Origin of the sequence: Kribbella jiaozuonensis (assembly GCF_005233875.1) — a bacterium.
In the GTDB taxonomy this organism is placed as follows: domain Bacteria; phylum Actinomycetota; class Actinomycetes; order Propionibacteriales; family Kribbellaceae; genus Kribbella; species Kribbella jiaozuonensis.
This window is the reverse complement of record NZ_SZPZ01000005.1, coordinates 338469-362799: the sequence shown is the minus strand read 5'-3', so window position 1 is coordinate 362799 and position 24331 is coordinate 338469. Positions and strand designations below refer to the sequence as shown.

The window sequence follows — 24331 nt, the reverse complement described above, 5'->3', positions numbered from 1 at the left end:
CCGCCACCGCGGCCCCCCGCTCGCTCGCCGCTCCAGCTCCCGGGGCTCCCGCTCCCCGCCCACCCGCCGGCGTGTCAGCGCCGTGTGCGTGCGGTGCCAGTGGATGGGTGAACCCTGATGGTGGACGAAAGGGGTTCGCGTGATGGGTGCGAAGACTGTTAACAAGCTGGCAGTGCCAGGTGCGACGCTGCACTATGAAGTTGCCGGGTCCGGCCCCGTGTTGCTGCTGATTGCCGGTGGTGGGACTGATGCCGGGGTGTTCTCCGGGATGGTCGGGCAGCTGGCGGCGGAGTACACGGTTGTGACGTACGACCCGCGCGGCAACTCCCGCAGCCGGTACGACGGGGACGCGACGGACGAGTGCATCGAGCGGTCGGCCGAGGACGCGCTCGCGCTGATCGAGGCGGTCGGCGGGGACGAGCCGGCGTACGTCTTCGGTAGTAGCTCAGGCGCGATCACCGGCCTCGAGCTGATCACGCGGTACCCGGACCGGGTCCGGATGCTCGTCGCGCACGAGCCGCCGTGCACCGAGGTCCTGCCCGACGCGGACGACGCCAGAGCGTTCTTCGACGAGGTGTACCAGACCTACCGCACCGACGGGCTGACCGCCGCCGACGTGGTGTTCATGATGGGCACCGGCATGGACGGCGACGCGATGCCGCCGCTGGAGGACCTGCTGCCGGAGTACCGCGAACTCGCCGAGCGCATGCAGGCCAACGCGACCAACTTCTACGAGCACAAGCTGTTGCCGTTCACCCGGTACGAGCCGGACCTGGACGCGCTGAAGCGGGTCGCGGACAAGATCGTCCCAGCCGCCGGTCTCGACTCGCACCCGCACCTGCCGGGCCGCCCGATCGAGGTCATCGCCGACCACCTCGGCTGGCCCGTGGTCCTGTTCCCCGGCGGCCACGGCGGGTACTCGAGCCACCCGGGTCCGTTCGCCACCCACCTGGCTCATCTGCTGAAGACCGACACGGTCTGACCCACGGCCACCGGTCCGGGTGCGAGTCTGAGGGGTCTCGCACCCGGACCGGTTATTTGTGTTGACGCTCCGGCGCGCCGCGGCGTACCGTCCGTTCTCTGCCTTGACAATCGGCGTGGTTCAACCATGCCTTCACAGTGGTGTCCGTACCCCCGGGTCCTGATGAATCCGGGGCGGTTTCGCGTGCCGCTGTGCTGATCACCGGCTCTCGGACACCACCACAAGTGCGAGAGGAGGTAGCAGATGGGCGTGTACTGGGCGATCGCCGTACGGTCGTTCCGGCGGTTCTCGACGTACCGGATCGCCACCGCGTCCGGCGCGTTCACGAACACCGTCTTCGGGTTCATCCTCTGCGGCATCTACCTGACCCTGTGGCACGAGCGTCCGAACCTGGGCGGGTACGACGTCTCGGATGCGCTGACCTTCGTGTGGTTGCAGCAGGGGCTGCTGATGCCGGTCGGGATCTGGGGCGCCACGACGACGGGCGAACTGGGGGAGCGGGTCCGCAGCGGTGAGATCGCGGTCGATCTGTACCGGCCGACGCATCTGCTGCTCTGGTGGCTGTCCGTCGACCTCGGCCGGGCGATGTTCCAGTTGCTGGTGCGCGGCGGGGCGCCGTTGCTCGTCGGAGCACTGGTGTTCGACCTCAAGTTCCCTTCAACACCGCTGGCCTGGCTCGCGGTCGTCGCCGGTGTGTTCCTGGCGATCCTGGTGAGCTTCGGGATCCGCTACCTGGTCGCGCTGTCCGGGTTCTGGATCACCGACACACGGGGTATGGAGCAGTTGGCGCTGGTGCTGTCGACGTTCTTCTCCGGGATGATCCTGCCGCTAGTGGTGTTCCCGGGTGCGATCGGAGACTTCGCCCGGGCGACGCCGTGGGCCGCGACGATGCAGGTGCCGATCGACATCTGGCTCGGCCGGAACCCGGGCGGGACCGGTGCGGCGCTGCTGTTCCAGCTGGGCTGGATCGTGGTGCTGCTGCTCGCCGCGCAACTGGTCACGTCGGTGGCGACCCGGAAGGTGGTGATCCAGGGTGGTTGAGCGCGTGCTCCGGGCGCCGTCGCAGTACTGGATGCTGATCATGATGTGGGTGCGGTCCTCGATGGCGTACCCGGCGTCGTTCGTGCTGATGCTGTTCAGCTCGATGGTGCTGACGGTGATGGACTTCGTCGCGATCGTGCTGATGTTCAGCCACATCTCGTCGTTCGGCGGGTTCTCGCTGGCAGAGATGGCGTTGCTGTACGCAACGGCCTCGATGACGCTCGGGATCGCGGACCTGTTCACCGGGTCGATCGAGCGGGTCGGGGAGCGGATCCGGACCGGGACGTTCGACGCGTACCTGATCCGGCCGGTGCCGGCGTTCCTGCAGACCGCGGCCGACGGGTTCGCACTGCGGCGGATCGGCCGGCCGATCCAGGCGCTGGTCGTGATGATCTTCGCGTTCAGCCGGCTCGACGTCGACTGGACGGTTGCCCGCGGCATCATGTTGGTGGTGTCGATCGTCGCCGGGACGGTGATCTTCGGGGCGATCTTCGTGCTCGGGGCAGCGTTCCAGTTCGTGTCGGTGGACTCCGCGGAGCTGGCCAACTCGTTCACGTACGGCGGCCAGACGTTGACGCAGTACCCGTTGGCGGTCTTCGGCAAGGAGATCGTGCGGGCCGTGACGTTCGTCGTACCGCTTGCCTTTGTCAACTATTACCCGGTGCTGTACCTGCTGGGTAAGCCGGCCCCGTTGGGGTTGCCGTCCTGGATCGGGTTGCTGTCGCCGCTGGTCGCGGTCGTCATGGTCGCGCTCGCGTCGCTGGCCTGGCGGGGCGGTCTTCGTCGCTATCGCAGTACTGGGAGCTGAGATGCCTGTCATTGAGTTGTCGGATGTGTCGCGGGCGTTCACGGTGACGTCGCGGGCCGGGTTGCGGCGGACGAAACGTGAGGTGCGGGCGGTCGACGGGATGTCGTTCACCGTCGAGCCGGGGGAGGTGATGGGCTATATCGGGCCGAACGGCGCCGGGAAGTCCACCACGATCAAGATGCTGACCGGGATCCTGGTCCCGTCGGGCGGCTCGATCCGGGTCGCCGGGGTGGATCCGTCGCGGCACCGGTTGAAGCTGGCGAAGCGGATCGGGGTGGTGTTCGGGCAGCGTACGACGTTGTGGTGGGACCTGCCGTTGAAGGACTCGTTCGCGGTCCTGCAGAAGATGTACGACGTACCGATGGCTCGTCATCGCGAGAACCTGGCGACGTTCGTGGCGCTGCTGGATCTGGGCGAGCTGCTGGATGTCCCCGTTCGCCAGCTGTCGTTGGGACAACGCATGCGCGGCGACATCGCGGCCGCGCTGCTGCACGATCCCGAGATCGTCTACCTCGACGAACCCACCATCGGCCTCGACGTGATCAGCAAGGCCCGGCTCCGCGAGTTCCTCGCCGAGATCAACGCCAACCGCCGTACGACGATCATCCTCACCACCCACGACCTCGACGACATCGAAGCCCTCTGCACCAGAGTCATGGTCATCGACCACGGCCACCAAATCTTCGACGGCACCTTGGACGGCCTCAAATCCAGCCAATCCGCGCCCCGCACTTTGGTCGTAGACCTGGCCACATCCCTCCCCCCGATCGAGGTCAACGGCGCCACCGTCACCAAGGTCGACGGCCCCCGCCAACACCTAACCTTCCCACCCACCACCAGCGCGGCCCCCCTCCTAGCCCAAATAGCCGCCAACTACCCGCTAGTCGACCTCTCCGTATCCGAACCCACCATCGAATCCGTCATCACCCAGCTCTACGCGCCAACACCCTCGTAGCCTGCTCCTACTCGGTGTAGCCGGCGGCTATGGAGAGTACGTCGGTGGGGTCTAGGGGTTTTGGGTCGGCGCGCCAGTCGGTGAGGGAGTCGGAGTGTTCTTCTTCGTCGAGGGTGCCGACGCCTTGGCGGATCAAGCGGCGTGCGTCGGCCGGTCCGATCGGCTCGTAGGTGAACGCGCGCTCCATGTAGAAGTCGTTGCGCAGGGCATTGTTGTCGTGGAACTTCCCGGTGTTCGCGACGTACGAGTACATGTGCTCATGCGCCAACGCCGCGACCCAGACCAGCCGCTCGCCGTCTTTCACCAGGTACAGCTTCATCGCGCGATCCCCTCGCCTCGGTCCCGATCTGTGGTCGATCGTCTTGTCAGTTCTGTCGCGCCAGGTTGTCGCTCGGTCACGATCTGTCGGGAGTCACTGTAGTTGTTGACCTTGACGCGTCGTCCGCCCAGCTCTGTGAGGCCGTCGATCCCGGCCGGCGTGCTGAGTTGCGCCGATGCTGCCACGCACTTCTCCCGTGCGGCAGTCCGCTCGGCGTCCGAGGTGGCGAGACTGCGTTCGACTTCGTACCAACGGGTCGTGAGCTCCTTGACCTCGGCGGAGCTGACCGAATGCCACTGAATCTCGAGCCGATCGATGTCCGGCGTACGGAAGTGGGCGTGAACCCCCTTGTACCGCGAGCCGTCCGTGTAGGAATGCATCGCGTACAACACCCGCCACCCGTGATCCGTCAGCGCCTCGGTGGTACTGCGGGTCGACGCGACCAGCTCGCCGGGTGATTCGGTCAGCACGGTGTACCGGAGGAGGTCCTCGACCGGATTCCGGTTGTTCGCGTCGGACCAGGTCCGGATCTTCCGAGCCAGCGACTCCGGCGACTTCACCCGACGGCTGAGCTGGTACGGCGAGCTGTCGGCGGGAATCGAGGCGAGGAACTGGGCGGTGACCCGCGGCTCGATCTCAGCTGTTCGCTGGAGCAGTTCGAGACTCTTGCGGGTCGCCTTCATGCCGTACCGGCGGGCGATGTCTGCCGGCGCGAGTGAGTCGTCGCCCCAGTCGAGCGGGCGGCCGGTCTCGAAGGCTCGCTGCAGGGCGGCGAGGTCGGGCGGATGGTCCGGCGAGCGTGGCATCTGGTCCCCTGAGGCGGTCGGCGTCTTTCTTCGACCGTAGGAAACGTGATGGACGCTGTGGGGTGGATTCTTGGATCTGTGGATAACTCGGGTGCGTTACGAAAGGGGGTGGGTGGTGACGTTGGGGTGGTGGGGTCGTTGAAATGCGGGTAGGGACCCAACCGGGTGGGTGATTCGGGGGGTAGAGAAGGTATGCCGACGATGACGGGTGAACCGGTGGCCGGTGTGGAGGTGCCTCCGGGGGACGGGCCTGGGTTTGCGGCCTGGGTGCGGCCGCATCTGCCGGCGATGGCTCGGTTGGCGGCTCGGCTGGCGGTTGGGGCGGATCGGGACGACATCGTGCAGGAGGCGCTCGCGCGGGCGTGGTCCAAGCGATCGCAGTACGACGCAAGCCGCGGTACGCCGTCAGCCTGGCTGCTCGCGATCACGGCCGACCAAGCACGCAAGGCCGTACGCCGGATGCGTACGGGCCCGCAACTGTCGCTGATCGACACGCCCGACGCCGCACCCGTGTCCCGTCCGGATGTCGACGCCCGGATGGACGTCGAAGAGGCGATCACCTCGCTGTCCGAGCGGCAGCGGCTTGCCGTCGACTGTTTCTACTTCGCCGACCTGTCGATCGCCGACACAGCTGCCGTCATGGGCTGCTCCGAAGGCACCGTCAAGTCGACCCTCTCGGACGCCCGCTCCCGGCTCCGCACCTTGCTGGAGGTCACAGAATGAAGCCGACCGACGAGATCGACGACCTGCTGACGCGGGCGGGCGCTGGCTGGCGGGCCGAGCAGGAAGCACCGCCAGAGCCCGACCTGGAGTACATGCTGACCGGCGGCCGCAAGCCCCGCCGCCGTTGGGTCCCCGCGCTCGCGGCGGCAAGCGTCGCAGTCATCGCGGCCGGAGTACTCACGGTCCTGCCCAGCCCGCCCAAGAACCCCACTGCAGCGGTCGGCAGCCCGCAACCGTTTGCCCAGGGCAACCACCAGCCGAACGACGAACTGCTGGTCAAGCCCGGCGACAAGGTCCAGGTCAGCGGCCGGATCATCGCCGCGCCAGGCAAGACCCCGGTGTTCTGCGCGCCGCTGCCGCAGACGTTGATCGGCTACCTGCCCGGCAAGGAGCCCGCACCGAGCTGCCCCGACGAGTTCGCGGTCAAGCTGAACGGCCTCGACCTGGACCAGATCTCCGACCTGAAGACGATCAAGGACGTCCGCACCGGCAGCGCGTCCGTGACCGGCATCTGGCGCGACCGGACGATCGACGTACAGCAGGTGTCGAAGCCGATCACGCCGGTCGACACGGGTCTTCCGAAACTCCCGTGCGCGGCGCCGGCCGGTGGCTGGCCGTCGAAGCCGAGCAACATCTACTCCGCCCCGGTGAAGGCGTTCCTCGAGGCGAACGCCGGTCAGTTGTACGGACCGGTCACCTTCTACCCGAACGGAACCTCGCGCAACGCACCAGTCGTGATGATGCTCGGTGTGGCACACGGAGACGTTGCCGGAGTCCGCGCGGCCTTCGAGAAGGTCTACCGAGGCAACCTGTGCGTGACCCAGGTGTTGATGAGCAACGCCGACAGCGAGCGCGTCCGGACCCAGTTGGAGACGATCCTCGGACACGACTACCTCGGCGTGTACATGAGCGGCGGCGCCGACGGCATGACCGGCGGCGCCGCACCGATCTCGCTCCTCGTGTACACCGAGCGGGTGAAAGAAGCCCTCGCTCCGGTCGGCCTGGACCTGCTCAACGTGCAGCCGCAGGTCCGACCGGTCAGCTAATCAACCTGGGTAGCCAGGCTCGGGTAGTCGTGGAAGAAGTCGACGAGCAGACGGGCGGTCGCGGCGGGCTGATCGATGGCCGGTGAGTGACCGGCGTCCGGGACGACCTCTGCCTTGACTCCGAGCGCCGCGGCCATCGCGTGCTGCACCGGGATCGGCCAGCCGTCATCCGTCTCGCCATGCAGCACCTGCACGCGTACGCCGGACTTGGCCAGCTGATCCGTCTTGTCCTCGGCGTCCGTCAGCCGCCGCGTGATCTCGGCGAGGCTGAGCGGTACATTGCTGGTGAACCGCGTCCGAAGGAAGGCGGCGACGTCTTCCGGCGGAGCGACGTACCCCGGAACCTCGCGGTCGTGGCCGAGCTTGAGGTCGTACACCTGATCGATCGGCAGGTTCTCCAGCCCGAACGCGAGCATCTGCAGGCTCTGCAGCGTCTGCTCGTCGGTGAACGCACCCGGCCCCGAGCACATCAAGCTGATCGTCGAGAACACCGACGGATCGGTCAGCACCGCCTCCCGCGCGACCAGCCCACCGAACGAATGCCCGACCAGCTGGCTGAACCCGCCGAGCGCCTTGCTCATCGCCACCACGTCAGCGCCAAGCTCCGCCAGCGAGTACGCCGACTTGTCCGCCGGCCCGGTGGTCTCGTACTGACCACGCTGGTCAACGGCCACGGTCCGCCAGCCGTACCGGCACAGGTGGTCCACCAGTGGCGTGAAGTCCTCTTTGCTGCCAGTCCAGCCGGGAACGAGCAGGACGGTGCCCAGCGGCGTACCGATCTCAGGCACCGCAGTCAGCGTGGCGAACGAGCCACGGTCGGTCTCGAGGGTCACGGGGTGCACCCCGTGCGGGAGCGTCAGCGTACGCGGCGTACTCACAAGTAAAGAGGGTAACCGCTCCCGGGTATGAGGCCGGTCCGCGGTGCGGCACAATGGCCGGGTGCCTCGCACTCTCGCGGTTGCCAATCAGAAGGGCGGCGTGGCCAAGACGACCACCGTCGCTACCCTCGGCGCAGCCTTGGGCGAGCTCGGCCAACGGGTTCTGATCGTCGACCTGGACCCGCAGGCATGCCTGACGTTCTCGGTCGGTATCGACCCCGAGGACCTGGACAAGTCGATCCACCACGTGATGCTCGGCGGCGTGAAGGCGCGGGACGTGCTGATCGAGTTCGACGACGCGCCGGACCTGGTGCCGGCCACGATCGAGCTGGCGACCGCCGAGGTGCAACTGGCCCGCGAGAGCGGCCCGGAGCAGGTACTGCGGAACGCCCTGCGGCCGCTGCGCTCGTCGTACGACTGGATCATCGTGGACTGCCCGCCGACGCTCGGCCTGCTCACCGTGAACGGGCTGTCCGCGGCGTCCGACGTCCTGATTCCCTTGCAGTGCGAGACGTTGGCACATCGTGGCGTAGGGCAACTACTTGACACCGTGCACGACGTCCAACGGCTGACCAACCCGGGCCTGCGCGTGCTCGGCGTACTCCCGACGCTGTACGACGGACGCACGACCCACGCCCGTGCCGTGCTGGAGACGATCGCGGACACGTACTCGCTCGACGTACTGCAGCCCGCCATCCCGAAGTCGATCCGGTTCGCGGAGGCGCCGGCGATCGGCGAGACCGTGCTCAGTACGGCGCCGGCCTCGCCCGGTGCGAAGGCCTATCGGGCGTTGGCCGGCGCACTGCTTCACTGACCGGTGGGCTGCTTCCGCAGCAGCCGGTGCCGGAAACGCCACAGCGGTACGGCGATGATCGCGAGCAGCACGAGGAACGGCAGCATCGCACCGACCGCGGTCGCCAGCGCGGAGAACACCGCGGTGAACGCGTTCCAGCCGCCCTTCAGACCGGCCAGGAAACCCTTGTCCTGCGTGGGTTCCGTCTCCACCGGCGGCTTGCCCTTCTCGGTCAGGGTCAGCGTGAGCGTGGCGAGATCGGTCTGCAGCGCGAGGTTCTTCTGCTTGGCCAGGAGAGCTTCCAGGTCGGACTCGCGGCGGGTGAGTTCGCTCTCGACCGAGACGATCTCGGCGATCGTGTTCGCCTTGGTCATCAGCGCCCGCATCCTGTCGAGGCTCGCGCGCTGGGACTCGATCCGGCTGGCGACATCGACAACCTGCTCGGTGACGTCGGTGGACTCCTGGTGGATCTGAAGGCGTTTGCCCAGGTCGGAGAGCCGCTGGATCGCGGTCTCGAACGATTTGGTCGGGACCTTCAGGACGAGGTTTGCCCGGGTGACCTTGCCGTCGGGGTCGCTGCCGGTGTCCTCGGACGAGACCTGGCCGTCCAGCCCGGCGATCGCGAGGACCGCCTTCTGCCGCATGTCCGAGACGTCGTCGCCCTCGACGGTCAGCGAACCGGTCTTGATGATCGCCCGCGTGATCGACGGGTCGTCGTTGCCGCTCGACTGGGACTTCCCGGCCTGTGGCTGCGCCGGGGGTTGTGCCTTGGCGTTGCCGTCGGCCGCCTCGGCCCCCTGCTTCTGCACAGGCGCGGCTTCGCTCGTGCCGCTGGTGTTGTCGCTGCTCGCCCCACAGCCGGACAGCAGCACGATCCCCGCTGTGGCCAGCACGGCTGTTACCGCTCTGATCCGCCCCATCACCCAGCCCCTCTCTCGTGGTTTCCGCCCTAGGACGGCCCACGCAGGGCTGGGTGTTGCAGGCTCAGATCACCGTTCGGAAACGGTCACTCCGGCGCGCTGAAGATCGGCGTCGTAGCCGGCGGAGCAGCCTTCTTCTCCGCAGTCTTCCGAGTACGCGCCCGCTTGACCGGCTTCTCGTCCGTCGGCTCACCGGCGTCCACCTCAGCAGCAGCCTTCGGCGCCGCGGTCTTGCGAGTCCGCGTCCGCTTCACCGGCTTCTCATCGGTGTCTGCAGTGGCCTCGGCAGCCGGCTCCTGCTTCGCCTCGGCGGTCTTGCGAGTGCGCGTCCGCTTGACCGGCTTCTCGGCCGGCTCTTCAGCTACCTCGACGGCAGCCTCGACGGCAGCCTCGACAGCCGGCGCCTCCGCGGTCTTGCGGGTGCGGGTGCGCTTGCGGGGCTTGCGGTCCTCCTCCTGCACCACCTCGGTGGCGGGCGGGACCTCGGTCTTCGTGGTGACGTCGGCGAGCTCCTCGACCGGCTGGCCGGCCCGGGTGCGCTTACGCGTCCGGTTCCGCTTCCGCCCCGACCGGGCGCCATCGCCGTCCGACCGCGCATCCGACCGGCCCTCGGAACGGTTCTCCGAGCGACCTTCGGAGCGACCTTCGGAGCGACCCTCGGACCGGCCCTCCGACCGTTCCGCAGTACCGCCGCGACGGCCACGGGGTGCCTCGTCGCGCGACTCACGGGCCTCGCGGGCCTGCGGTGCGCGGATCCGGCCCTTGGCGTCCGACGGGATGCCGAGGTCGTGGTACAGCTCCGGCGAGGTCGAGTAGATCTCCTGCGGGTCCTCGTACGGCAGGTCGAGCGCCTTGTTGATCACCTTCCACCGGGTCACGTCCGGCCAGTCGACGAAGGTGACGGCGATGCCGCTCGCCCCCGCGCGCCCGGTCCGGCCGATCCGGTGGATGTAGGTCTTCTCGTCCTCGGGGCAGGTGTTGTTGATGACGTGCGTGACGCCCTCGACATCGATCCCGCGGGCCGCGACATCGGTACAGACCAGTACGTCGATCTTGTCGCCGCGGAACCGGGTCAGGGCCCGCTCGCGCGCCTGCTGGTTCAGGTCACCGTGGATCGCGGCCGCCTTGAACCCGCGGTCCTGCAGGTCGTCGGTGAGCCGGGAGGCCTCGCGCTTGGTCCGGCAGAAGATCATCACCCGGCCGCGGTCCTCGGCCTGCAGGATCCGCGCCACCACCTCGGGCTTGTCCAGATCGTGCGCCCGGTAGACGAACTGTGCCGTGGTCGGCACCATCTGGGTGTCCTCGTGCGACTCGGCCCGGATGTTCAGCGGGTGCCGCATGTGGGTGCGCGCCAGCGCGATGACGGCCGACGGCATCGTTGCCGAGAACAACATCGTCTGCCGCAGCTCAGGAGTCTTGCGCAGAATGCGTTCCACGTCGGGCAGGAAGCCCAGGTCGAGCATCTCGTCGGCCTCGTCGAGGACGAGCACCTTGATGTGGCCGAGGTCGAGAACGCCCCGGTTCGCCAGGTCGAGCAGGCGTCCCGGCGTACCGACGACGACGTCGACGCCGCTCTTCAGCGCGTCCAGCTGCGGCTCGTACGCGACGCCGCCGTAGATCGTCAGCACGCGGACCGTACGCACGGTGGACGCGGTGGTCAGGTCCTTGGCGACCTGGATGGTCAGCTCGCGGGTCGGGGTGACGACCAGCGCCTGCGGCTTGCCGGGAGCGGCGAGCTCCTCGTAGTCGGCCTCGCCGGGGGAGATGGTGCGCTGCAGCAACGGAATCCCGAAGCCGAGCGTCTTGCCGGTCCCGGTCCGGGCCTGGCCGATCAGGTCGGTGCCCATCAGGGCGACGGGGAGTGTCATTTCCTGGATCGGAAACGGCTCCACGATGTTGACGCGGTCGAGCGCGTCACAGATCTCGGGCAGCACGCCGAGCTCTCGGAAGGTGGTCAGGCTGATCGCCTCTCACATGCTTGTGCGGACAGATTGCTCAGGGGCCGGGCGCCTTGTTACGTGAGGCGCGGGGACACTGTGCAAGCACCTCGCACCAGCTTGCCCATCTGGGCGCGTCACCGGCGAATCGCTCACCAGTGTAACCGCTCAACCTGTCAACGCCGCTTCGTGTGGTTTGCGCCACTAGAACGCCGGACAGACAGGGTGCCGAGCATCTTCCCCTCCTCCCCGTCTTTTGCTCTTTTGTCCTTTGCCCTCGCCCCCGGCCCGATAGGGTGCCGGGCATGGAGCAGACGGCCTTTGATGATCCCGCCTACCGGGCCGCGGCGGTGGATCTGCTGGGAGTGCTCGCGTACGGCGAGCTGACCGCGTTCGAACGGATGGCCGAGGACGCCAAGCTGGCGCCGACGCTGAACGACAAGGCGGAGTTGGCGGCGCTGGCGACCACCGAGTTCGGCCACTTCCAGCGGCTCCGGGACCGGCTGGTGGAGCTCGGCGTGGACCCGATGGACGCGATGAGCCCGTTCGTCACCCCGCTGGACGCGTTCCACGACCACACCGCGCCCTCGGACTGGCTCGAGGGCCTGGTCAAGGCGTACGTCGGGGACGGGCTCGCGAACGACTTCTACCGGGAGATCTCGTCGTTCGTCGACGCGGAGACCCGGGCCTTGGTGCTGGACGTCTTCGGCGACTCCGGCCAGGCCGAGTTCGTCGTCGACCGCGTCCGCGCCGCCATCGAGGAGGACCCGAAGCTGGGCGGCCGCCTGGCGCTCTGGGGCCGCCGGCTGGTCGGCGAGGCCCTCAGCCAGGCCCAGCGCATCGCCGCCGACCGCGACTCGCTCACCGCACTGCTGGCCGGCAGCGTCGACCGCCCCGGCCTCGACCTGGCCGCCATTGGCCGGATGTTCACCCGCCTGACCGAGGCTCACACCGCCCGGATGACCGCGCTGGGCCTGCAGGCCTGAGAAACGGCAACGGCCGCCTGCCCCTTGCGGGGCGGCGGCCGTTTCGTGGTGCCTGGGCTAGACGGTTTTGGCTTTGGTGTTGCGTGACGAGATGATCGCGATGACGATCGCGGCGCAGATGATCTGGATCAGGTACTGGATCCAGTCCGGGCCCGATGTGTCCTTGACGCCGAGGAAGTAGGCGATCAGACCACCGATGAAGGCGCCGATGCCGCCGCCGAGGATGGTCCAGCCGAGGCTGATGTTCTGCTTGCCGGGGAGCACCAGCCGGGCCAGCGGCCCGAAGATGATGCCCGCGATGAGACTGACGATGATCATCCAGACCCAGTACACGGTTCCTCCTTGTGAGGGATGGCGGACCTGCGCGTACCTGGTGCCCCGTGACAACCAGACCATTCACGACGCAGGTCTTAACGCCATCGTGCCCTCTCGACCGCGCTCCGCAACCCGGACACGCTCTAACGTGTCCGGACCGGGATCAGATCGCGCCGAACCCGACCTTGCGGGTCGACACCTCACCGATCTCGACGTACGCCAGCCGGTCGGCCGGGATCAGCACCCGGCGGCCCTTCTCGTCGGTCAGCTGCAGCAGACCGGTCTTGCCGGCGAGGGCCTCCGCCACCAGTTCCTGGACCTCTTCCGGGCTCTGCTCGCTCTCCAGCACCAACTCGCGATTGGCGTGCTGGACGCCGATCTTGACCTCCACGAAACCCTCCGGGCACGTTCCGACCGGCGGCTCTCGCCGGTAACGCTTTCGAGCCTATCCGCTGCCGCCGCCGAGCTCTCACCCGTCCGCCCAGAGCAGAACCTCAGCTAGCTCAGCTGTCGGTGCGGGGGAAGCCCCGGATGCCGCGCCAGGCCAGCGAAGCGACCAGACTGACCGCCAGCACCATCGACTGCTCGCGGCTCAGGCCCGCGTCCGCGCTGATCACCTCGGACACTGCCTCCGCGCAGGCCTGCGTGACCCGGTCGACCCGCTCGCGGACGGCCGGCTCGTTGGTCAGGTCGGACTCGAACACCAGCCGGAAGGCGCCCTGCGCGTTCGCCACATAGTCGTAGAACGCGTGCATGGTCGCCGCGACCCGGAGCTTGTTGTCCTCGGTGGATTTCAGCGCGTCCTGTACCGAGGCGACGATCGCGTCGCAGGAGGTGTCCAGGAGTGCCAGATAGAGCTCGAGTTTGCCGGGGAAGTGCTGGTACAGGACCGGCTTGGAGACACCGGCCCGGTCGGCGATGTCGTCCATCGCCGCGGCGTGGTACCCGTTCGCGACGAACACCTCCTGGGCCGCCTCGAGAAGTTGCGCGCGTCGAGCAAGCCGGGGCAGGCGGCTCCCGCGTTTGGGTGCTGTCTCCGGAGTGGTCGACACGGTGGCGCTCCTTCGGGTGGTGTTCACCGAATCCTACCCAGCAGTCCTCCCCGTCAGTAGCTTCCCCGCCGAACCAGCCCGATCGCGGTCCGGCGTCAGCGGTAATCGTCTTCCTCGTCGTCGCCCACCTCACGGCGCTGTTCCTCCACGTCCGCGGGGTTGGCGTCGGCGGGCAGGTCCGTCTCGGCGGTCTCCTGGAGGGGGTCCTGCTCGGTGTCGTACTCCGCGTCGAAGGCCGGGTCGTAGTCCGGGCCCTCGAAGTCGGTGTCTGACATGTCGCCTCCTTGCTCAGGTCGGTAGCGGCTGCGGATCGTCGTACAGGCCCCCGAGTACGTCGCCGTACTCCTCGATCCGGGCCAGTACGTCGTGCGGGAGGAACCGGAGCTCCTCCGGTGACGTGGCCGACGCCACCTCGTCCCAGTCGATCGGTGTGGAGACCCGTGGCTCGTCGGAGCCGCGGAGCGAGTACGGCGCCAACGTGGTCTTCGCGCTGGCGTTCTGGCTCCAGTCGATGAACACCTTGTTCGGCCGGAGCGCCTTGGTCATGTTGGCGGTCACGTTCTCCGGCAGGGCCTCCGCCAGCTGCTCTGCCAGTTGTTTGGCGAACGCACTGGTCTTCCGGGACGACGCAGGCTCGATCGGCACGTACAGGTGCATGCCCTTGTTCCCGGACGTCTTCGGCCAGCCCTCCAGACCGAAGTGGCTCAGCAGCTCCCGCAGTGCCAGTGCCACGTCGCAGCACTCCACGATCGTCGCGCCGGGCCCCGGGTCGAGGTCGAACACGATCAGATCCGCCTGCGGGTCCTTGCCGCCGTCGGACAGTCCGATCCGCCACTGCGGCACGTGCAGCTCGAGCGCGGCCAGGTTCGCCAGCCACACCACGGTCTGTACGTCGTCACACACCACGAACTCGGCCTCGTCGCGACCGGTCGAGCTCCCGGGCGTCGGCAGGATCTCCGTGCGCACCCAGGACGGCGTACCGCGGGGTGCGTTCTTCTCGAAGAAGTACGCCGCCTCGGTGCCGTCGGGCCACCGTTTGCGGGTCAGGGGCCGATCGCTCAGGTGGGGGAGCAGCAGCTCGGCCACCTGGTGGTAGTAGTCGATCACCTCGGCCTTGGTGAACCCGGTCTGTGGATACAGCACCTTGCCGAGGTTGGTGAGCTTCATGGTCTGCCCGTCCACCTCGGTCGTCAGCTGCTGCTGCGCGCCCGCCATGCGTCCCAGTCTCCACCTCGCCGGCGTCTTAACATGGGTGTCGTGGAGAGTTACGGACCAGTAACCGGGGACGCCGTGCCCCCGGAGCTGAAGCATTGGCCGGATCGGCGGGTGCCGGTCGCAGGGGTGGATCTGCTCGTCAGGGACGTACCTGGTGCGGGGCCGGATCTCCCGCCCGCCCTGTTCGTCCACGGCCTGGGCGGGTCGTCACTGAACTGGACCGCCTTGGGTCTGATGCTCAACGGCACGATCCGCGGCATCGCCCCCGACCTGCCCGGTTTCGGGCGTACGCCGATCTCCGGCGTGATCGGGATCTCCGAGCAGGCCGCAGTACTGGTCGAGCTGTTGGAGCGTGAGTTCGACCAGCCGGTGCATGTGTTCGGCAACTCGATGGGTGGGGCGTCGTCGGTCGCACTGGCCGCGCTGCGTCCTGACCTGGTGGCCTCGTTGACGCTGATCTCGCCGGCGCTGCCGCATCCGCGGGTGTCGGCCAGCGCGTTGTGGTTCACCGCGCTGGCCACGCCACGGATCGGTCCCGCCGTACTGGAGCGGTCGGCGCGGCTGCCGTTCGAGCGGCGGTTCCAGGCCTCGCTGGCGATGGTGTTCGGTGATCCGCGGTCGCTGGCGCCAGAGGTACGGGCGGCGTACGAGGCCGAGCTGCACCGGCGCGACACCGACCCGTGGGGCAAGCAGGCGACGCTGGACGGCGCGCGGAGCATTCTGCGGTCGTCGCTGGCCAGACCGCGCCGGTCGCTGTGGGCGGACGCGGCCAAGGTGGAGTGCCCGGTGCTGTTGATCTACGGCGGCAAGGACCGCCTGGTCGACGCCCGGATCCGGACCAAGGCCCAGCGCACGTTCCCGAACGCACGGCTGCTCTACCTGCCGCACTCCGGGCACGTCGCCCAGATGGAGCATCCGGAGGAGGTTGCTCGCGCGTTCCGGCAGTTGATCGAGTCGAATCCGAGGCCCGACTGAGACACGACTGAGCGACGGATCCGGTCAACTTTCCTCTCGCCTGACAAGTACTACAGATGACTTGTCGAACGAACGAGAGGACCACTGTGCGAGTGATCGGCAGAACCGCCCGAAGTCTGTCGCTGGGGATGGTCGCACTGCTCGGTGTGGGGACACTCACCGCCACCGCCGCACCGCCGCCGCCATCGGTTGCTCAAGGCAACCAGTGGGACGTACGCGCGGTGACCGGCGGCTACCAGCTCACGCTGCACCTGGACACACCTGCGCCGATGCGCGCGTCGCTTCCGCTGCTGGCGGTCGACGGCAAACCGCTCGGCGTCGCCAAGCAGTCGCCGGATCGCAAGTCGCTGACGCTGGTCAGCGCGGACCCGGCGGTGTTGAAGGCCCGCGACGTACGCCTGGTCTGGTCCGGCGACCTGGGGAAGCAGTCCGGGATGAGCCGTGGCATCACCGCGGCCGGCCCGACCGACGCCGACTGGCTGAAGGCGCGGCGTGGTCCGCTGCTGCCGGCGGACCCTGGTGCGCTGGGCAAGTACAAGGTCGACACAGCGGAGTACAACCTCGGCAATGAGGCTGTCTACCTTCCCGGGCTCAAGCACCGCTCAGAGCTGCTGGGGAAGGTGTACTCGCCGCGTGGTGCGATCGGTCCGCGGCCGCTGGTCGTCTTCCTGCACGGCCGGCACGAGGTCTGCTACGGCGAGCCGACCCACCCGTCCGACAACGACAAGCCATGGCCGTGCCCGGCGGGGATGAAGGCGATCCCGAGTTACCGCGGGTACGACGGTCCGGCGACCGCGCTGGCCGGCAACGGGTACCAGGTCGTGTCGATCAGCGCCAACGCGATCAACGCCTGGGACAGCGAGGCGTACGACGCGGGCGCGCAGGCCCGGGCCGAGCTGATCCTCGACCACCTGGCGTTGTGGCGGAAGTGGTCGACCATCGGCGGCGCACCGTTCGGCACCAGGTTCGTCGGCAGGATCGACCTGCAGAACGTGGGCCTGATGGGCCACTCGCGCGGCGGTGAGGGCGTCGCACGTGCTGCGGTGCTCAACGCGGACCGCGGTGGTCAGTACGGGATCCGTGCGGTGCTGCCACTCGCACCGACCGACTTTGCCCGTGCAACCGTTCCAGGGGTCGCGATGAGCGTCGTGCTGCCGTACTGCGACGGCGACGTGTCAGACCTGCAAGGACAGAAGTTCTACGACGACACGCGGTACTCCGTTGGTGGCGACACCGCACCGCGCTCGACGGTCACGGTCATGGGCGCCAACCACAACTTCTTCAACACCGAGTGGACGCCGGGCCAGTCCGTCGCGCCGTCGAACGACGACTGGTTCGGAGACGAGAAGGCGTCGCCGTGCGGCGCGAAGTACCCAGGCCGGTTGACGGCGAAGGAGCAGCAGGCGGTCGGGACGGCGTACGTCGCCGGATTCTTCCGGTTGCAGCTGGGGCACGAGAAGCAGTTCCTGCCGCAGTTCGACGGGTCGGACTCGCGGGCAGCGTCTGCGGGCAAGGCCGTCGTACGTGTGGTGTCGCAGGCTCCGCTGGGCTCGCGGCGGGACGTGAACCACTTCGACAAGACTCTGCCGGCCGGAGCGGTCACGGGGAAGGTGACTGCGACGGTCTGCGCCGGTGTGACCACCACGGGCCTCAGAGCAGCGACGCCGACGTGCATGGCGACGGATGACTGGTCCAACGCACCGCACTGGGGTACTGCGTGGTTTGCCGCCAAGACGCCGACCACTGCGGTCACGCAGCTGAAGTGGACCGGGACGAACGGGGTAGTGCGCGTAAGTGTGCCGGCCGGACAGCGCGACGTACGGCGGTTTGCCGCGCTGACCTTCCGCGCCGCACCGGACCCGGCCGGCGCGCCCAAGACGGACCTGAGCGTCCGCGTGGTCGACGGGCACGGGCGGGCGGCCGTCGTACCGGTGTCTGCGGTAAGTGATGCGCTGGTGCGGATGCCGGGGAGCAACGACAGCGGTCTGCCGAAGAACCTGCTGCGGACGGTGCGCATCCCGGTGTCGTCGCTGAAGGGCGTGGATCTGCGCGATGTGCGTGCGGTGGAGCTGCGTACGGACAGGGTGGCCAGCGGGTCGGCGTACGTGAGCGATCTGTCGTTCTCGTCGCCAGGCCTCGGGCTGTCGGCACCTGCGGTGCTCCTGCCGAAGCTGTCGGCGTCGAGCGTCACTGTGAAGGAGGGGGACAAGGGCACGCACCTGGTCGACTTCTGGGTGACCATGTCGCGTCCGAGCATCCGGCCGGTCAGCGTGTACGTCGAGACGAACGGCGAGCTCGGCGAGAGCGTCGGAGGCATCGGACGGCAGCTGGTGTTCCAGCCGGGACAGGTACGGCAGAAGGTGACCGTGCCGATCACCGGCAACACCCGGGACAGCTATGACCTGCCGTTCAGCCTGGTGCTCTCCGCACCGCACGACGGGCTGCTGAACGAGTCGTTCGGCCACGGCCTGGTGCTGGACGACGACCCGACGCCGACGCTGACCCTCACCAACCTGAAGACGACCGAGAAGACCGGCCTGGTCAGCTTCGGCGTCAAACTGTCCGCCCCGAGCGACAAGTACGTGTCCTTCACCGGAGTGCTCAAGGACGGTACGGCGGTGATCCGCAAGGACTACACGTCCGCCAACGACGAGGGCACCGGCCCGGTCGACCGCTCGATCGACGGCTATGTCGAGCCCGGGCAGACCACCGGTGACCTGTCCGTGAAGATCCTCGACGACAAGCTCAAGGAACCGGCGGAAACGTTCAGCGCGGTCATCCAGCAGATCGACGGCGCCGAGCTGAAGGTCCCGATGACCCTTACAGCGACGATCATCGACAACGACTAGTTCTACCGACGTGCCGGGCTCCCTGGGGGCGCCCGGCACGTCTCGTTTCTGAGACGACGCTCCCGGGATGTGGACTCCGGCAGGGGTGGCTTGGCAGGTGCGGGAACATGGGGGTGGGAGAGATGGTTGAAAACCTTCAGATCCCGTCCGACGTCTTCTTGAGGAGCCGACAACGTGTCGTCATTGCCACCGCTGGTCGAACCGGCCGATGAGCTCACGATCGACGAGGTGCGACGCTACTCGCGGCACCTGATCATCCCCGAGGTCGGGATGGCCGGGCAGAAGCGGCTGAAGAACGCCAAGGTGCTGGTCATCGGCGCCGGCGGCCTCGGCAGCCCCGCGCTGCTGTACCTGGCCGCGGCCGGTGTCGGCACGCTCGGCATCGTCGAGTTCGACACCGTCGACGAGTCGAACCTGCAGCGCCAGATCATCCACGGCCAGTCCGACGTGGGCAAGTCCAAGGCCCAGTCGGCCAAGGAATCCATCCTCGAGGCCAACCCGTACACGAACGTCGTCCTGCACGAGACCCGGCTGGACAACGACAACGTGTTCGAGATCTTTGAGCAGTACGACCTGATCGTCGACGGCACCGACAACTTCGCCACCCGGTACCTGGTGAACGACGCCGCGGTGCTGCTCGGCAAGCCGTACGTCTGGGGCTCGATCTTCCGCTTCGACGGCCAGGTCAGCGTGTTCTGGGCCGAGCACGGCCCGTGCTACCGCTGCCTGTACCCGGAGCCGCCGCCACCCGGCATGGTCCCGTCCTGCGCCGAAGGCGGCGTACTCGGCGTGCTCTGCGCGTCCGTCGGCGCGGCCCAGGTGACCGAGGCGATCAAGCTGCTCACCGGTATCGGCGACCCGTCGCTCGGCCGGCTGAACATCTACGAGGCGCTCGACCTCAACTGGCGTTCGCTGAAGGTCCGCAAGGACCCGAACTGCGCGATCTGCGGTGAGAACCCGACCGTCACCGAGCTGATCGACTACGAGAACTTCTGCGGCGCGATCACCGAGGAGGCGGCCGACGCCGCCGTCGGCTCGACGATCTCGGTGAAGCAGCTGAGCGAGTGGATCAAGCTCAAGGACAACGGCGAGAAGGACTTCGTCCTGATCGACGTCCGCGAGCCGAACGAGTACGAGATCAACCGGATCCCGGGCTCGGTGCTCATCCCGAAGGCCGACTTCCAGACCGGCGTGGCGCTCGAGAAGCTGCCGCAGGACAAGCAGCTGGTCTTCCACTGCAAGTCCGGCGTCCGCTCGGCCGAGGTCCTCGCGATCGCCAAGGGCGCAGGCTTCTCCGACGCCGTCCACGTCGGCGGCGGCGTGGTGGCCTGGGTCGATCAGATCGACCCAAGCCAACCGTCTTACTAAAACGGCATCCGGCAGGACGCGACCGCCTCAGCGGCTGCGGGGTCACCCGTAACCGCTGGGGCGTCGTCGCGTCCGGACAGCGTCCGCATGTAGGCGACGGCGTCCACCGCGGCGCGACCTACCGGCTCACCCCTCCCGAGTTGATAGGTCCCACCTCCCGGCCCGGTCAGCTCGAGTACGACGGCCGGCCGCTCACCCCAGAACGGTCCCGCGGCCTCGAGGTCGTAGACCACCTGCGCGATCAGCTCCTCGACGTACGGACCGGCGTCGAACGACCGTCCCAGCGCCTGGCACACGTCGTCGCGGTGCATCCACAGGTCGCGCGCCAGCAGGATGTCCCGCACATAGCCCAGCGACATCCGCGGTACGTCGTCCACCTGCATCGTCATCCGCCGCATCAGCTCGGGATTGCGGGAGATCCGGTGGCTGGCCTTCGCCCACACCTCGTCGAACTGCGCGCGCAGTTCGGCCGGCGGCGTACCGCGGTGCTCGTCGGCCTGCACCATCATGTGCGCGTCGAACCGCGGGATGCCGGGGTACACCCGCTTCCCCTTACGGAACCGGCGCGGGAACGACAGCGGCCGGACGACGTCCTCGGCCTGCCCGATCAGATGGCCCGCGATGTCCGCGACATCCCACTCGTCGCAGACGGTACGGCGATGCCACTCGTCCCCCTCGATCGACGCCAGCAACTCGTGCCACGCCTGGAGCTCGGCCTCCCGATGGACCCGGCACCGCGGGCGATCAGCACGCCCGATCTGTTCAGCTAGTACTGCAGTCATTTCTTCCCCCTGGTCGGTGCGTAGTGCTGGTAGAACATCTCGAGTACGACGGGCAGCAGTCGCGTGAACCGTCCCTCTTCGAAGGTCGCGTCGGGCTCGTTCGCCATCTGCTGCGAGAGCACCCCGGACGTCACCGAGGTGAACAGCGCGACCCCCTCCTCGCTCGCCGCGTCCGGATGCAACCGGCCCGCGTCGACTCCCGCCTGGAGGTGCCGCTGCAGCTCGGCCAGCACCTCCTTGGCCGGAGCGAACGCCTCCGGGCTCGGCTCGAACCCGGGCACGGTGCGCCAGAACATCAGCTGCGAGTAGACCGGGTTCTGCATGCTCCACCGGGCGAACGCCGTCGTGCCGATCAGATGCAGCTCCACGACATCGTCGGTGGTCGCGGCCGCGACGGCCTCCTGCTGCGCGGCCAGGAACAACTCGGACCCCCGCTGGAACAGCGCGTCGTAGATCGCCATCTTCGACGGGAAGTACTGGTACAGCGACGGCGGCTGCATGCCGAGCCGGCGGGCGACCGCGGACAGGCTCAGTGCCGCAACGCCCTCGACCTCCATCAGTTCGATGGCGACGTCGAGGATCTCCCCGATCGTCTCCTGACGACGGCGGGTACGGCGGTCCGGCACGGTGGTGCTCATATCATGAGGAAAACCTAAGACCATTAGGGAAGTCAATAGCTCGTAGATTTCGAGCCGCTTGTCCCACCGGCCACGTACTGTCGTGACATGTGCAGAAACATCACCGTGCTCCGGGGACTCGAGCCGTCCGCGACCTCTGAGGAGATCTACGCGGCGGCGCTGCAGTACGTGCGGAAGGTGACCGGCGTCGGCTCGCTCAGTGCGACCACGCGCGGCCCGATCGAGCGCGCGGCCACCGAGGTCGCGAAGATCACCGAACAACTGCTGGAGGAGATGCCGGCCCGCCGGACCCCGCCGCAGACCGTCCCACCGTTGCGGCGCCCCGAGGTCCGCGCGCGCCTCGGTCTCGACTAAGAGCCTTGCAATGGGGGAGGGGGCGGCAGGTCGTCCGGAGCGCCGGCACCAGGGGGTGGTGTTCGGGCTGATCGTTGCCGGTGTGCTGTTGTCGCTGACCAGCGCCAATGCCGAGACCGAGTTGTCCCGTCGTCGGCATGCTGCCTGCGACGGCACGCTGCCGCTGCCGACGAGTGCGTTCGTGCTCAGCTTCACCGGCGTGGCCGTAGGTGCGGTGGCGCTGTACCTGCTGCTGCGCTGGTTCGGGCGGAGCCGGCAGACGCTCGTGCTGATCCTGTTCTGGACCGCGGTCGCCGCGATCGTGTCCGAGGTCTTCACGCTGGTGACGGTCCTCCAACAGAGCCGTCCGATCACCGGCCTGTGCGTCGGCTAGTTGGTAATGTCGCGACCGGGAAACGGTTCCCCTTGAGGAGGCGCGGGATGCGGTTCGCGATCAAGACCAGGCCGGAACACACCACCTGGCAGCAGATGCGGGACGTGTGGGTCGCGGCGGACCAGTTCGAGATCTTCGAGTCCGCCTGGCACTGGGATCATTTCTACCCGCTCAGCGGTGACATCCAGGGCCCGAACCTGGAGGCCTGGACGACGCTCGCCGCGCTGGCGCAGGCGACGTCGCGGATCCGGCTCGGCTGCCAGGTGACCGGGATGATCTACCGGCACCCGGCCGTCCTCGCGAACATGGCGGCGACCACCGACATCATCAGCAACGGCCGGCTCGAGCTCGGCATCGGCGCCGGCTGGAACGAGATGGAGACCGCGGCGTACGGCATCGACCTGTACCCGTTGAAGGAGCGCTTCGACCGCTTCGACGAGGGCACGCAGGCGATGATCGCGCTGCTCACCGAGAAGGTCGCGAACTTCGACGGCAAGTACATCAAGCTCACCGAGGCGTACTGCAACCCGAAGCCGGTGCAGACCCCGCACCCGCCGATCACGATCGGCGGCAAGGGCCCGAAGCGGACGCTGCGCGCGGTCGCCCGGTGGGCGCAGCAGTGGAACGTGATCGTCCCGAACCCGGAGGAGTGGAAGCCACTCAAGGACGTCCTGGTCCAGCGCTGCGAGGAGGTCGGTCGCGACGTCAACGAGATCACCTGCTCGGTCAACGTCCGCGTCGACCCGGACAGCCCGCTCGACAAGGCGGTCGCCGAGGCAGCGGCGTACGGCGAGGCCGGCGTCGATCTGGTGATCATGAATCTGCCGCTCGACGCGCCGCCGTCCGTCCTGGAGCCGCTCGCGAAGGCGCTCGCACCTCTCGCCTAGATTGATCCCGTGGACAGGGAGGAATACGTCGAGGCCGTGCTGCGGGCGGTCGAGTCGATCCCGGAGGGCAGCGTCGCGACGTACGGCGATATCGCGGAGTACGTCGGACAGGGCGGGCCGCGGCAGGTCGGCGCGATCATGCGTGAGTACGGCGCGAGCGTGCCGTGGTGGCGGGTGATCCGCGCGTCCGGCGTACCGGCGGACGAGGTCGGCGACGAGCAGCTGCACCGGCTGCGGTCGGACGGGGTGCGGATCACCAACGGGCGCGTGAACCTCCGCGACGCCCGTTGGGATCCACAGGGCTGACTGTTACTCGCCGTTCAGCGGCGTGCCCGCCTGCGAGGTGCGCAGGAAGTAGATCGGGTCGTTGAAGGTGCCCGGGACCTTGCCCAGGCTCTGGATGACGGTGGCCGTACCGTTGGCGTGACCAACGGCGTACAGGTACGCCGAACCGGTGTCGGTGTCGATCGCGGCGAGCAGCGTGGATTGCGTCCCGCACTTCTCCGCGACGATCGCCTCGAAGCCCTGCCAGGTCGACGAACGGACGACCTTCACGACCGGCGACAACGGCGACGTGGTCGGGATGTGGATCGTGTACAGCGCACCGGCCTTGGTGGTGGCCAGGAACGTGTCGTACGTCGACGTCGTGCTGATCAGCGTCATCGTCTTCACGGCCGAGAACCCGGCGAACGTGCCGAGCGGGTGGAACCCTTTGGCGTCACGCTTCCACCGCACCAGCGTGCCGTCGTTGCGCATCGCGTAGAAGTACTGCCGCGTCGGCGCGGCGCCCTTCGGGTACGCCGCCCGCGCGATCGAGGTGTACGCGTTCATGTCGAACATCGCCACCCCGCGGCCCCACCACGGTCCGTCCGGCACGTTGTTGATCACCGTGCTGTAGAGCGTGTCGCCGTACAGCGCATAACCGCTGTCCGAGCTCCCGCCCTCGGGTTCGGGCTTGAACTCCCAGGTCGCGCTCGCCCGCGTCTCGCCCGGATCGGCGATCTTCGGACCGACCCGGCGTTCGCTCGCAACTGGCGGGCTGGCGGCGGACACCACCTGGTCGACATAGTTGCCCTGCGCGGTGATCGAGCCGAGGTCCAGTGAACAGATCGACTGGATCTTCGGATTCGCCGTGGTCGCCGCGGGGGCAGTGGCGGTCCCGAGACCTGCCAGCAGAACAGCCGCCCCCAGGAGGGCGGCCGTGCGTCGCATCGTCCTCATTCGGTGCTCCTCATCGTTGGTGTTGCTTCCGAGGTACTCGATGCGATCCGGGTGCGGAAAGTTATGGCTCGGCTACGTTGCCTTGTCCGGTTTCCGGCTATCCGGGCG

Annotated in this window: 28 protein-coding genes; 15 read left to right on the top strand and 13 right to left on the bottom strand. The window is 68.0% G+C overall.

Annotation, left to right across the window (positions count from 1 at the left end):
- The first annotated feature begins 142 nt into the window (after positions 1–142).
- The 4 genes from FDA38_RS33770 to FDA38_RS33755 all read left to right on the top strand — a co-directional run bounded on the left by FDA38_RS33770 (position 143) and on the right by FDA38_RS33755 (position 3786).
- Complete coding sequence (locus tag FDA38_RS33770) at positions 143–982, top strand: alpha/beta fold hydrolase (protein WP_137258231.1); 840 nt, start codon at positions 143–145, stop codon at positions 980–982.
- A 243-nt stretch (positions 983–1225) separates the two neighbouring features.
- A complete protein-coding gene (locus FDA38_RS33765) occupies positions 1226–2023 on the top strand; it encodes an ABC transporter permease (RefSeq protein ID WP_137258230.1) in 798 nt (265 codons plus the stop codon).
- On the top strand, positions 2016–2831 hold the full coding sequence (locus FDA38_RS33760) for an ABC transporter permease (protein WP_233715087.1): 816 nt from the start codon (positions 2016–2018) through the stop codon (positions 2829–2831). Before FDA38_RS33765 ends, FDA38_RS33760 begins: the two co-directional genes overlap by 8 nt.
- A 1-nt stretch (position 2832) precedes the next feature.
- Positions 2833–3786 carry an ABC transporter ATP-binding protein gene (locus tag FDA38_RS33755; protein WP_137258229.1) on the top strand — a complete coding sequence of 318 codons (954 nt, stop codon included), beginning with the start codon at positions 2833–2835 and terminating at the stop codon, positions 3784–3786.
- 7 nt (positions 3787–3793) lie between these two features.
- Here the strand turns inward: FDA38_RS33755 and FDA38_RS33750 are convergent, their stop codons facing one another.
- Positions 3794–4105, bottom strand: coding sequence for a hypothetical protein (locus FDA38_RS33750; protein ID WP_137258228.1), 312 nt, complete (start codon positions 4103–4105; stop codon positions 3794–3796).
- The gene (locus tag FDA38_RS33745; protein ID WP_137258227.1) at positions 4102–4911 is read right to left on the bottom strand and encodes a hypothetical protein; all 810 of its coding nucleotides are present in this window, start codon (positions 4909–4911) and stop codon (positions 4102–4104) included. Before FDA38_RS33745 ends, FDA38_RS33750 begins: the two co-directional genes overlap by 4 nt.
- Before the next feature lie 201 nt (positions 4912–5112).
- Between FDA38_RS33745 and FDA38_RS33740 the strand changes: the two genes are divergently transcribed.
- Both FDA38_RS33740 and FDA38_RS33735 read left to right on the top strand, forming a co-directional pair.
- Complete coding sequence (locus FDA38_RS33740) at positions 5113–5634, top strand: RNA polymerase sigma factor (RefSeq protein ID WP_233715086.1); 522 nt, start codon at positions 5113–5115, stop codon at positions 5632–5634.
- Positions 5631–6680 (top strand): hypothetical protein, encoded by a 1050-nt coding sequence (locus FDA38_RS33735; protein ID WP_137258225.1) that lies wholly within the window; start codon positions 5631–5633, stop codon positions 6678–6680. The genes FDA38_RS33740 and FDA38_RS33735 overlap by 4 nt, the downstream gene beginning before the upstream one ends.
- On the opposite strand, the gene FDA38_RS33730 is transcribed toward FDA38_RS33735, so the two are convergent.
- Positions 6677–7558 carry an alpha/beta fold hydrolase gene (locus FDA38_RS33730; RefSeq protein WP_137258224.1) on the bottom strand — a complete coding sequence of 294 codons (882 nt, stop codon included), beginning with the start codon at positions 7556–7558 and terminating at the stop codon, positions 6677–6679. The two genes, FDA38_RS33735 and FDA38_RS33730, sit on opposite strands and share 4 nt — an antisense overlap.
- A gap of 61 nt (positions 7559–7619) precedes the next feature.
- Between FDA38_RS33730 and FDA38_RS33725 the strand changes: the two genes are divergently transcribed.
- Positions 7620–8372 (top strand): ParA family protein, encoded by a 753-nt coding sequence (locus FDA38_RS33725; RefSeq protein WP_137258223.1) that lies wholly within the window; start codon positions 7620–7622, stop codon positions 8370–8372.
- Here FDA38_RS33725 and FDA38_RS33720 read toward each other — a convergent pair.
- Together FDA38_RS33720 and FDA38_RS33715 are read right to left on the bottom strand one after the other, a co-directional pair.
- Positions 8366–9271 (bottom strand): DUF4349 domain-containing protein, encoded by a 906-nt coding sequence (locus FDA38_RS33720; protein WP_137258222.1) that lies wholly within the window; start codon positions 9269–9271, stop codon positions 8366–8368. The two genes, FDA38_RS33725 and FDA38_RS33720, sit on opposite strands and share 7 nt — an antisense overlap.
- Before the next feature lie 86 nt (positions 9272–9357).
- Positions 9358–11139, bottom strand: coding sequence for a DEAD/DEAH box helicase (locus FDA38_RS33715; RefSeq protein WP_137258221.1), 1782 nt, complete (start codon positions 11137–11139; stop codon positions 9358–9360).
- Between the two features lie 374 nt (positions 11140–11513).
- On the opposite strand from FDA38_RS33715, the gene FDA38_RS33705 reads away from it, so the two are divergent.
- Complete coding sequence (locus tag FDA38_RS33705) at positions 11514–12194, top strand: ferritin-like fold-containing protein (protein ID WP_137258219.1); 681 nt, start codon at positions 11514–11516, stop codon at positions 12192–12194.
- 57 nt (positions 12195–12251) lie between these two features.
- Here FDA38_RS33705 and FDA38_RS33700 read toward each other — a convergent pair whose 3' ends face one another.
- The 5 genes from FDA38_RS33700 to ligD form a co-directional block, all read right to left on the bottom strand.
- Positions 12252–12527, bottom strand: coding sequence for a GlsB/YeaQ/YmgE family stress response membrane protein (locus FDA38_RS33700; protein ID WP_137258218.1), 276 nt, complete (start codon positions 12525–12527; stop codon positions 12252–12254).
- A 145-nt stretch (positions 12528–12672) separates the two neighbouring features.
- The gene (locus tag FDA38_RS33695) at positions 12673–12900 is read right to left on the bottom strand and encodes a DUF3107 domain-containing protein (RefSeq protein WP_130439935.1); all 228 of its coding nucleotides are present in this window, start codon (positions 12898–12900) and stop codon (positions 12673–12675) included.
- A 112-nt stretch (positions 12901–13012) separates the two neighbouring features.
- Entirely contained in the window at positions 13013–13561 is a 549-nt protein-coding gene (locus tag FDA38_RS33690) for a TetR/AcrR family transcriptional regulator (protein ID WP_137258217.1), read from the bottom strand.
- Between the two features lie 95 nt (positions 13562–13656).
- On the bottom strand, positions 13657–13836 hold the full coding sequence (locus FDA38_RS33685) for a hypothetical protein (protein WP_137258216.1): 180 nt from the start codon (positions 13834–13836) through the stop codon (positions 13657–13659).
- A 13-nt stretch (positions 13837–13849) separates the two neighbouring features.
- Entirely contained in the window at positions 13850–14776 is a 927-nt protein-coding gene (gene ligD, locus FDA38_RS33680; protein ID WP_137258215.1) for a non-homologous end-joining DNA ligase, read from the bottom strand.
- Positions 14777–14818: 42 nt separating this feature from the next.
- Between ligD and FDA38_RS33675 the strand changes: the two genes are divergently transcribed.
- The 3 genes from FDA38_RS33675 (at position 14819) to moeZ (ending at position 19968) form a co-directional block, all read left to right on the top strand.
- A complete protein-coding gene (locus FDA38_RS33675) occupies positions 14819–15751 on the top strand; it encodes an alpha/beta fold hydrolase (RefSeq protein WP_137258214.1) in 933 nt (310 codons plus the stop codon).
- A 92-nt stretch (positions 15752–15843) separates the two neighbouring features.
- Positions 15844–18600, top strand: a complete 2757-nt coding sequence (locus tag FDA38_RS33670) for a Calx-beta domain-containing protein (protein ID WP_233715085.1) — start codon at positions 15844–15846, stop codon at positions 18598–18600.
- A 174-nt stretch (positions 18601–18774) separates the two neighbouring features.
- A complete protein-coding gene (moeZ, locus tag FDA38_RS33665; RefSeq protein ID WP_137258212.1) occupies positions 18775–19968 on the top strand; it encodes an adenylyltransferase/sulfurtransferase MoeZ in 1194 nt (397 codons plus the stop codon).
- On the opposite strand, the gene FDA38_RS33660 is transcribed toward moeZ, so the two are convergent.
- Positions 19965–20750 (bottom strand): maleylpyruvate isomerase family mycothiol-dependent enzyme, encoded by a 786-nt coding sequence (locus tag FDA38_RS33660; protein WP_137258211.1) that lies wholly within the window; start codon positions 20748–20750, stop codon positions 19965–19967. The genes moeZ and FDA38_RS33660 overlap by 4 nt on opposite strands.
- Positions 20747–21388, bottom strand: a complete 642-nt coding sequence (locus FDA38_RS33655; protein ID WP_170989963.1) for a TetR/AcrR family transcriptional regulator — start codon at positions 21386–21388, stop codon at positions 20747–20749. Before FDA38_RS33655 ends, FDA38_RS33660 begins: the two co-directional genes overlap by 4 nt.
- Before the next feature lie 87 nt (positions 21389–21475).
- Here FDA38_RS33655 and FDA38_RS33650 point away from each other — a divergent pair, with 87 nt between their 5' ends.
- Genes FDA38_RS33650 through FDA38_RS33635 form a run of 4 tightly spaced genes read left to right on the top strand, consistent with a single transcriptional unit; the run spans position 21476 to position 23308 of the window.
- Positions 21476–21742 carry a DUF2277 domain-containing protein gene (locus FDA38_RS33650; RefSeq protein WP_137258209.1) on the top strand — a complete coding sequence of 89 codons (267 nt, stop codon included), beginning with the start codon at positions 21476–21478 and terminating at the stop codon, positions 21740–21742.
- Between the two features lie 10 nt (positions 21743–21752).
- Positions 21753–22115, top strand: coding sequence for a hypothetical protein (locus tag FDA38_RS33645; RefSeq protein WP_137258208.1), 363 nt, complete (start codon positions 21753–21755; stop codon positions 22113–22115).
- Positions 22116–22162: 47 nt separating this feature from the next.
- Positions 22163–23002: a TIGR03560 family F420-dependent LLM class oxidoreductase gene (locus FDA38_RS33640; RefSeq protein ID WP_137258207.1), complete on the top strand. Its 840-nt coding sequence runs from the start codon at positions 22163–22165 to the stop codon at positions 23000–23002.
- A gap of 9 nt (positions 23003–23011) precedes the next feature.
- Positions 23012–23308, top strand: a complete 297-nt coding sequence (locus tag FDA38_RS33635) for an MGMT family protein (RefSeq protein WP_137258206.1) — start codon at positions 23012–23014, stop codon at positions 23306–23308.
- 3 nt (positions 23309–23311) lie between these two features.
- Here FDA38_RS33635 and FDA38_RS33630 read toward each other — a convergent pair whose 3' ends face one another.
- Entirely contained in the window at positions 23312–24223 is a 912-nt protein-coding gene (locus FDA38_RS33630) for a hypothetical protein (protein WP_233715084.1), read from the bottom strand.
- Between the last annotated feature and the right edge of the window lie 108 nt (positions 24224–24331).

Excerpts from the sequence above, each read along its gene's own strand:
- FDA38_RS33770 (WP_137258231.1), top strand. The coding sequence starts at position 143 with ATGGGTGCGAAGACTGTTAACAAGCTGGCAGTGCCAGGTGCGACGCTG.
- FDA38_RS33765 (WP_137258230.1), top strand. The coding sequence starts at position 1,226 with ATGGGCGTGTACTGGGCGATCGCCGTACGGTCGTTCCGGCGGTTCTCG.
- FDA38_RS33755 (WP_137258229.1), top strand. The coding sequence starts at position 2,833 with ATGCCTGTCATTGAGTTGTCGGATGTGTCGCGGGCGTTCACGGTGACG.
- FDA38_RS33750 (WP_137258228.1), bottom strand. The coding sequence starts at position 4,105 with ATGAAGCTGTACCTGGTGAAAGACGGCGAGCGGCTGGTCTGGGTCGCG.
- FDA38_RS33745 (WP_137258227.1), bottom strand. The coding sequence starts at position 4,911 with ATGCCACGCTCGCCGGACCATCCGCCCGACCTCGCCGCCCTGCAGCGA.
- FDA38_RS33740 (WP_233715086.1), top strand. The coding sequence starts at position 5,113 with ATGACGGGTGAACCGGTGGCCGGTGTGGAGGTGCCTCCGGGGGACGGG.
- FDA38_RS33735 (WP_137258225.1), top strand. The coding sequence starts at position 5,631 with ATGAAGCCGACCGACGAGATCGACGACCTGCTGACGCGGGCGGGCGCT.
- FDA38_RS33720 (WP_137258222.1), bottom strand. The coding sequence starts at position 9,271 with ATGGGGCGGATCAGAGCGGTAACAGCCGTGCTGGCCACAGCGGGGATC.
- FDA38_RS33715 (WP_137258221.1), bottom strand. The coding sequence starts at position 11,139 with ATGACACTCCCCGTCGCCCTGATGGGCACCGACCTGATCGGCCAGGCC.
- FDA38_RS33705 (WP_137258219.1), top strand. The coding sequence starts at position 11,514 with ATGGAGCAGACGGCCTTTGATGATCCCGCCTACCGGGCCGCGGCGGTG.
- FDA38_RS33685 (WP_137258216.1), bottom strand. The coding sequence starts at position 13,836 with ATGTCAGACACCGACTTCGAGGGCCCGGACTACGACCCGGCCTTCGAC.
- ligD (WP_137258215.1), bottom strand. The coding sequence starts at position 14,776 with ATGGCGGGCGCGCAGCAGCAGCTGACGACCGAGGTGGACGGGCAGACC.
- FDA38_RS33660 (WP_137258211.1), bottom strand. The coding sequence starts at position 20,750 with ATGACTGCAGTACTAGCTGAACAGATCGGGCGTGCTGATCGCCCGCGG.
- FDA38_RS33655 (WP_170989963.1), bottom strand. The coding sequence starts at position 21,388 with ATGAGCACCACCGTGCCGGACCGCCGTACCCGCCGTCGTCAGGAGACG.
- FDA38_RS33650 (WP_137258209.1), top strand. The coding sequence starts at position 21,476 with ATGTGCAGAAACATCACCGTGCTCCGGGGACTCGAGCCGTCCGCGACC.
- FDA38_RS33645 (WP_137258208.1), top strand. The coding sequence starts at position 21,753 with ATGGGGGAGGGGGCGGCAGGTCGTCCGGAGCGCCGGCACCAGGGGGTG.
- FDA38_RS33640 (WP_137258207.1), top strand. The coding sequence starts at position 22,163 with ATGCGGTTCGCGATCAAGACCAGGCCGGAACACACCACCTGGCAGCAG.
- FDA38_RS33630 (WP_233715084.1), bottom strand. The coding sequence starts at position 24,223 with ATGAGGACGATGCGACGCACGGCCGCCCTCCTGGGGGCGGCTGTTCTG.